This window comes from uncultured Muriicola sp., from assembly GCF_947258935.1.
Classification (GTDB): domain Bacteria; phylum Bacteroidota; class Bacteroidia; order Flavobacteriales; family Flavobacteriaceae; genus Muriicola.
Map to the genome: position 1 here is coordinate 54,647 of NZ_CAMYKH010000008.1, position 7,859 is coordinate 62,505.

A 7,859-nucleotide genomic window follows, 5' to 3' on the forward strand; every position below is an offset into this window, starting at 1 on the left:
TTTTCCTGGGTAAGTTCAGTTTGTACTTTTTTCTTGTCTTGATAAAGACTAACGGTATAGATAATAGTACCCAATAGTACTACCCCTAATAAACCGGCAATTACTTTTAATCCGTTATTGTTTTTTGTTTCAGTCATAGTGTAAAAGTTTAATACGCTTTTTTTACTTTTTGTAAAGTGGTTACATGCTATATACGGAGAAACCTTCTATTTAGATTTTTGTACTAATAAATAATTGTAAATTCCATTAAGATATGTTCAAAAAGATCTAAAAGAACAAGGATTCCCAACTAGAATAAACTAATGTCTGTCCGCATAATCCCATTCCAGCCCCATCTGGCACCAGCTTTCAAGGAGTTGAATATTGCCTGGCTAACTGAATACTTTTATGTGGAACCCAAAGACTCCGATTTATTAGATAATTGCCAGGAAGTGATCATTGATAAAGGAGGAGTAATTTTTTTTGCGCAACTGAAGGAATCTATCGTGGGTTGTTTTTCGCTCATTCCCATGGGTACTAACACTGTTGAATTAGGCAAAATGGCAGTGCGGGAGGGATATCAAGGAAAGAAAATTGGACATCAGCTATTAAAATACGCCATCGATTATTGTAATAAGAATCAGATAGCCTCCATAGTGCTCTACTCAAATACTGTGCTTCAACCTGCCATTTATTTATACAAAAAGTTTGGTTTCCAAGAAATCCCAATGGAAGTACCACCTCCATATGACAGGAGTAATATCAAAATGGCGTTAATTCTCTAGGCCAGACCTCTTATTAATGTCGTTTACGGCGATAGAGCCAGCTACCTGATAAGTTTTTTGTATTTCAGTCGTTTAGGAGTAAGGTCAGCACCTAATCGTTTCTGTTTATTTTCTTCATATTCAGAGAATGATCCTTCAAAGAAATACACCTCAGAATCACCTTCAAAAGCAAGGATATGAGTGCACACCCGGTCCAGGAACCAGCGGTCATGCGATATGATAACGGCACAGCCCGCAAAGTTCTCCAATCCTTCTTCCAAAGCTCTTAAGGTATTCACATCCAGATCGTTCGTAGGCTCATCAAGTAACAGCACATTGCCCTCTTCTTTTAAGGTCATTGCCAAATGAAGCCTGTTTCTCTCACCACCGGAGAGCATGCTCACCTTTTTATTCTGTTCACTACCCGAGAAATTGAACCTGCTCAAATAGGCACGTGAATTTACTTGTTTGCCTCCCATCATGACCAGTTCTTGCCCATCACTAAAATTCTGCCAAATAGTTTTATCCTGATCAATATTGGAATGACTTTGATCTACATAAGCGAGCTTGGCCGTCTCCCCTACTTTAAACTCCCCTTTATCTGGGGATATCTCACCCATGATCATCTTAAAGATAGTGGTCTTTCCTGCTCCGTTAGGACCAATGATCCCTACAATACCGGCTTGTGGCAGGTTAAAATTGAGATTGTCGTATAGCAATTTATCGTCATAGCCCTTGCTTACTCCCGTGGCCTCAATAACATTGGTGCCCAGACGTGGACCATTGGGAATATAGATCTCAAGTTTTTCGTCTAACTGTTTTTGATCCTGACTTAGTAATTTGTCATAATTATTCAAACGGGCTTTCTGTTTGGTTTGACGTCCTTTTGCGCCCTGGCGGACCCACTCTAGTTCTCGCTCCAGGGTCTTTTGACGTTTTGAGGCCACTTTACTCTCCTGGGCCATTCGTTTTGATTTTTGATCGAGCCAACTGCTGTAATTGCCTTTCCATGGAATACCTTCTCCCCTATCTAATTCAAGGATCCATCCGGCCACGTTATCCAGGAAATACCTATCGTGTGTTACCGCAATCACTGTCCCTTTATAGGCTGCCAGATGGTGCTCTAACCAGTGTACAGATTCTGCATCCAAATGGTTAGTAGGTTCATCCAACAATAGTATTTCGGGTTCCTGTAAAAGAAGTCGGCATAAGGCTACTCTTCTTCGTTCCCCTCCAGATAAGACACTTATTTTCTTATCAGGTTCCGGGGTTCTAAGGGCATCCATAGCGATCTCTAGCTTGGTATCTAGCTCCCAGGCATTGGCAGCATCTATCTGATCCTGAAGGGCCGCCTGTTTGTCCATCAGTTTTTGCATCTTATCAGCATCCTCATAAACTTCAGGAAGACCAAACATATCATTGATCTTATTGTATTCATCAAGTATCGCCACAGTTTCGGCCACACCTTCTTTTACAATATCGAGGACCGTTTTAGATTCATCTAACTTCGGTTCCTGTTCCAAATACCCCACCTTGTATCCGGGAGAAAAAACAACATCACCCTGATAATTCTTATCTGTCCCTGCTATGATACGGAGTAAAGTCGACTTACCGGAACCATTAAGTCCAAGGATCCCGATCTTGGCTCCATAGAAGAAACTGAGGTAAATATTCTTTAATACGGGTGTATTGGCATTCTTATAGGTCTTAGTCACTCCAGACATGGAGAATATGACCTTTTTATCGTCTGACATCAGCTAAAATAGGTTTGTAAAATTAGTATTTGTAGAAGTATAAAATGAAGAATTATACTCGACCCTTCAGGGCATTGAACACCCAGGCTATGGCAAAGAACCCGATCCCCACTGAAGCAAATCCGTAACCGGCTATATCATCATATCTAAAAGCACCAAGTGCTATCAAAGCTAAACCCACAATAATCATTATGAATGTTGCCCATGCTAAGACGGTATTTTTATCCATCGCCATAAAATTTCATTTAGTTATTCTCAAATATCGTAAAAACCGTCGAAAATTAATCCTAATAATTGAACTTTATCATTCAAATGGAAAGGTAATGCCGGCCTTCGCACGAATTTTATCTAAAAGACCTATCAGTTCCAAACTATTCCTATGAGACCACAAGTGGCTCTCAATCTGTTTGTTATCAAGACAGTGGTGAACTTCTTCAATTTCATATGTATATCCCTTACCTACAGTTGGAAGGTGTATTTTTTCTGTTTTATTATTCTTAATTACAGAAAGGCCTTGTGCCTCGTGCCATCTGGAGTGGATTACAATTGTACCATCACTCCCGGAAATACTGGCCTCCATGGAACTATTGGCACTTAAACCACTAAATAAAAGAGCATGTGCAGAGGGATATGTAAACTGCATGGCTATCTGCATTTCTGCCCCGGTTTCGATATATTTTGCTGAGGCTTCAATGGTATCAGGAATTCCCAGCATCAAATATGCAAGAAAAACCGGGTAGATACCAATGTCTAGCAATGAACCTCCCGCCAATGCGGGATTAAGTAAACGCCCTTCCCGATCCCTGTCTAAGCCAAAAAAGGCAAAATCTGCATGCATATAACCAATGCTCCCTATTTCACCTTCTTCAACCAACTCTTTTGCATTTTGAATGGCGGGTATAAAACGACTCCACAGGGCTTCCATTAAAAAGACGTTGTACTTTTTCGAAGCATTGATCATTTGTTGCACCTGCCCAAGGTTCACCCCTAAAGGTTTTTCGCAGAGAACATGCTTCCCATGTTCCATGGCCATGATACTCCAGGTTAAATGCTCAGAATGAGGGAGCGCTATATAAACCACCTCTACTTCTTCACATTTAAAAAGTGCCTCATAACTATCAAAAGCATTTGGAACCTTAAATTCATCTTTAAAAGCAATTGCTTTTTGGATAGATCTTGAAGCCACCGCCATAAGGGCAGCATCGTGAACTAGGGAAAGATCTTTTGCAAATTTATGGGCGATATTTCCAAGTCCAATGATACCCCATCCAATGCTGTTAGCCATATTTCCTTCTTATTTTTACCAAAGTTAATGAATATTACTGCTTATCTTTAGGGACCAATAGAAACAGTGAATATTACATGGACATTTCCTTCAATATCAACGAAGATCACAACAAACAAAAACGTTCAGAACTTAAAAAACAACTTGCGAAAGTGGCACTTGGTGGAGGAAAAGCCCGAATAGAAAAGCTTCATTCGCAGGGTAAATTGACCGCCAGGGAGCGTATCAATTATTTAGTTGACAAGGATTCTAAACAGGTCGAAATTGGAGCGTTTGCCGGGCAGGGTATGTATGAAGAACACGGTGGTTGCCCGTCTGGAGGGGTGGTAGTGGTAATTGGCTATGTTCAGGGAAGGCAATGTGTAATTGTGGCCAATGATGCCACGGTAAAAGCAGGGGCCTGGTTTCCTATTACTGCCAAAAAGAATTTAAGGGCACAGGAGATTTCAATTGAGAACAGACTACCCATCATCTACCTTGTAGATAGCGCTGGGGTGTATTTGCCCATGCAGGAACAAATTTTTCCCGATAAGGAACATTTTGGAAGGATCTTTCGCAACAATGCCGTAATGAGCAGTATGGGTATCCCCCAAATATCAGCAGTTATGGGCAGTTGTGTTGCCGGAGGCGCCTATTTGCCAATTATGAGCGATGAGGCACTGATCGTTGACAAAACCGGAAGTATCTTTTTGGCCGGTAGTTACCTGGTAAAGGCAGCTATTGGCGAAGTTGTAGACAATGAAACACTGGGTGGTGCTACCACGCACTGTGAAATAAGTGGGGTCACGGATTATAAGGCTAAGGATGATAAAGATGCCCTTGATAAAATCAAGAAATTGCTCAATAAGTTTGGAGAATCTCCAAAAGCCGGATTTAGCCGTACCAAGGCCTACTCTCCTGTAGAAAAGCAAGACGATATTTTTGGCCTCCTGCCTAAGTCGAGATCGGATCAATACGATATGCTGGAGATCATCAAACGTTTAGTAGATAATTCAGAATTTGAGCAGTATAAGGAAGGATATGGAAAGACCATACTTACTGGCTATGCGAGAATAGACGGATGGGCCGTAGGCATAGTAGCTAATCAAAGAAAGGTGATAAAAACAAAAAAAGGAGAAATGCGATTTGGAGGCGTCATTTATTCCGATTCTGCAGATAAGGCGACGCGATTTATAGCCAATTGTAATCAAAAAAAGATTCCTTTGGTATTCCTACAGGATGTGACCGGATTTATGGTAGGCAGCAAAAGTGAGCATGGGGGTATCATTAAGGATGGCGCTAAAATGGTGAATGCTGTTAGTAATTCTGTGGTCCCTAAGTTTACTGTCATCATTGGTAACAGTTATGGAGCAGGGAATTATGCCATGTGCGGAAAGGCCTATGATCCCCGACTTATAGTTGCATGGCCAAGTGCAGAACTGGCCGTAATGAGTGGAAATTCTGCCGCGAAGGTACTCCTGCAGATAGAGACCGCATCTCTGAAGAAACGAGGTGAAAAGATTACCCCTGAGAAGGAAGCAGAGTTATTTAATAAGATAAAAGAACGCTATGACAACCAGATCTCTCCTTATTACGCAGCTGCCAGGCTATGGACCGATGCCATCATAGACCCGTTAGAAACCCGTAAATGGATCTCCATGGGCATTGAAGCGGCCAACCATTCCCCTATTAAGAAATCTTTCAATATGGGCGTATTACAGGTATAATATCATTTAAAATGCCAGCGTAAAACGTATATAAGGCACAAAATTTGCGGTTAAATTCTTAATCTTGATATTAGATTATATACCCAGCTCAATGAAAAAAACAAGCGTATTAATCATATTTTTTTTTAGCAGTTTGTTTTGCATGTTCGCACAAAACCAGCTAAAAATTGATGCTATCGTTTTTGATCGTTTTGAGCAAAAAACAATTCCCTATGCAGATATTGGAATTAGAGGTAAAGATTGGGGTGCCATTTCAGATACTGACGGTTTTTTTAAAATTAAGCTCCAGAACGAATTATTTGAAAAAACCGATACCTTGGTGATATCCTCCATTGGATACTATGACTGGGTTATACCTTTCGTCAACCTTCCAAAAGAGAAAAAAAGCACAGCTGAGGTTGAAAAATTTAATAATCGCAATATTCTGGGGGGTATCTCTAAAAATCTATATGCAGAAGTACCCTTAAACGAAGTCTTGATCAATGGCAGTGAATTAGCTTCGTTAATAAAGATACCTTATGATGAAGCTATCATCGAAAAAGTTTTTTTTGAAGTTTCAAAAAATACAACCGACAGTGTTCAGCTGCGATTAAACATCTACGATGTAAAGGACGGTTTACCAAATAGACCAATCTTAAAAAAAGCCATCAATCATTGGGTTTCTATCCGGGAAGGCAGGGATAGCATTGATATTTCAACTCAAAACATAAAAATTAATGGCAATGTAGTTGTTAGCTTACAACTTTTAGAAACAATTGGCGACTCCTCGGATATACGATTGGCCATGTCCAATAATGGCAATACTGTATTTAGCAGATATTTTAGTCAATCTAATTGGACTACTTATCCTGCAGTTGGCATGTCCTATGCACTGCAAGTAGCATACACAGAAGGCAATACAAAGTTGGGAGAGAATTTGGACCTAATCGGGGTAAAAGATTCCAATTCAATGGTTACCGGAAAAATAACGATGGAAGGAAAACCCATACCTGGCGTTAGGGTTAAAATAAAAGGAAGTTTAGATGAAGTGGAGACCAATAGCAATGGAGAATATGCTATTAAAGCCAACTATGGAGACATTCTGGAAACAGATTTTTTTACGCTTAAACCAGAAGTTGCAAGGGTTTCAGAAAATACCGTTATAAATTTTGAATTACATCCTAAGTATGAACAGTTAGATGAGGTAGTTCTGAAGGAAAGCAAACTTAATGACAAAGGGAGGGAGGAAGTCATTACCCCTTTTGGAATAATGACCAGAAACAGCATAAGTGCAGCTGGGTATTTTAGAACAGCGGACCAGCTGACGATAGGTGCCGCATCTCTGGGCCAATTGGTGCGTGGACAAATACCTGGATTAACGGTAAGAGGTTCCTTAAATCAAGAGAGGTTTCTGGGCAGAGGTTCTGCTCCTGTCGCTGTACTAATAGATGGTATACTTTTAAATACAGAATTTCAATCGGCATCAGCAATCCTTCCCCCGGAACGTGTTGAGAATATATTGTTTATACCGGGTGTATTGGCCTCAGCGAGGTTCGGGCCAGCTGCAAGAAATGGCGCTATTGCGTTCACTACAAAAAATAATCCTTTACTAGCTGAAAAGAAAAAGAGGGAGATTGAAAGTACAATGAACAGCAATATATATGTTGAGGATGCCTTACCACTTGCCGAGGATAATGTTACATTCAGTGCTGCCTCAGACAAAACCAATGCATTTACCTTAACAGGTAAGGTAACTTCTAAAGGAGAACCCGTTCAAGGGGTCCTAATTGGGGTGGAAGGAAGTCTTACTCAGGTTGAAACCAATGTGAACGGTGAATATGCCATAAACATTAGTATTGGGGATGTGTTAACGACCAATTTCTTTACCTTGGAATCCAAAAAAATCCTGGTAAAAGAACTAGGAATTTTAAATATTGAGCTTAAACCCAAATATACAGAACTCAACAAGGTTACTGTCACGGAAAAAAAATTGAAAGATGCCGGTGAGGAAGAGTTGGAAACATCGCTGGGGAGAAAAAAAAATAGGAGTTTAGGTTATGGAGTTACCACTAAAAATGCCGAAGACCTATCAAAAAGTGCTACTTCACTTGGGAGATACCTTGCAGGTCAATTTCCCGGATTAATAGTTTCAGGATTCATCGGGGAAGAGACCTATCAGATAAGAGGAGAAACTTCTTTACTATTCCAGTCACCACCCCTATTTGTTGTTGATGACGTACCCTTTACAACACCGCCAAACTTTCTAGACCCAAATACTATAGCGAGTGCGACTGTAATTAACGGTCTTTCAGGAACAAACAGATACGGATCACTCGGAAGAGGGGGCGTAATTATTATTAAAACAAAACTTAGCTCAAATAATTCTGCAACT

General features: G+C 40.3%; 6 protein-coding genes. 3 read left to right on the top strand and 3 right to left on the bottom strand.

All coding sequences use genetic code 11. The annotated features are described in order from the left end of the window. Positions 1–302: 302 nt before the first annotated feature. Entirely contained in the window at positions 303–764 is a 462-nt protein-coding gene (locus Q0X72_RS02680; RefSeq protein ID WP_297761680.1) for a GNAT family N-acetyltransferase, read from the top strand. 41 nt (positions 765–805) lie between these two features. Here Q0X72_RS02680 and ettA read toward each other — a convergent pair whose 3' ends face one another. The 3 genes from ettA to Q0X72_RS02695 form a co-directional block, all read right to left on the bottom strand. Beyond that, the gene (gene ettA / locus Q0X72_RS02685) at positions 806–2,497 is read right to left on the bottom strand and encodes an energy-dependent translational throttle protein EttA (protein ID WP_297761683.1); all 1,692 of its coding nucleotides are present in this window, start codon (positions 2,495–2,497) and stop codon (positions 806–808) included. Positions 2,498–2,549: 52 nt separating this feature from the next. Continuing rightward, on the bottom strand, positions 2,550–2,732 hold the full coding sequence (locus tag Q0X72_RS02690; RefSeq protein WP_297761686.1) for a CAL67264 family membrane protein: 183 nt from the start codon (positions 2,730–2,732) through the stop codon (positions 2,550–2,552). A gap of 69 nt (positions 2,733–2,801) precedes the next feature. Further along, a complete protein-coding gene (locus Q0X72_RS02695) occupies positions 2,802–3,782 on the bottom strand; it encodes a Gfo/Idh/MocA family oxidoreductase (protein WP_297761689.1) in 981 nt (326 codons plus the stop codon). A 77-nt stretch (positions 3,783–3,859) separates the two neighbouring features. On the opposite strand from Q0X72_RS02695, the gene Q0X72_RS02700 reads away from it, so the two are divergent. Beyond that, positions 3,860–5,488 carry an acyl-CoA carboxylase subunit beta gene (locus Q0X72_RS02700; RefSeq protein ID WP_297761692.1) on the top strand — a complete coding sequence of 543 codons (1,629 nt, stop codon included), beginning with the start codon at positions 3,860–3,862 and terminating at the stop codon, positions 5,486–5,488. Positions 5,489–5,630: 142 nt separating this feature from the next. Beyond that, positions 5,631–7,859: carboxypeptidase-like regulatory domain-containing protein (locus Q0X72_RS02705; RefSeq protein ID WP_297761695.1), on the top strand; the 2,229-nt coding region annotated here is incomplete at its 3' end.

Excerpts from the sequence above, each read along its gene's own strand:
- Q0X72_RS02680 (WP_297761680.1), top strand. The coding sequence starts at position 303 with ATGTCTGTCCGCATAATCCCATTCCAGCCCCATCTGGCACCAGCTTTC.
- ettA (WP_297761683.1), bottom strand. The coding sequence starts at position 2,497 with ATGTCAGACGATAAAAAGGTCATATTCTCCATGTCTGGAGTGACTAAG.
- Q0X72_RS02690 (WP_297761686.1), bottom strand. The coding sequence starts at position 2,732 with ATGGCGATGGATAAAAATACCGTCTTAGCATGGGCAACATTCATAATG.
- Q0X72_RS02695 (WP_297761689.1), bottom strand. The coding sequence starts at position 3,782 with ATGGCTAACAGCATTGGATGGGGTATCATTGGACTTGGAAATATCGCC.
- Q0X72_RS02700 (WP_297761692.1), top strand. The coding sequence starts at position 3,860 with ATGGACATTTCCTTCAATATCAACGAAGATCACAACAAACAAAAACGT.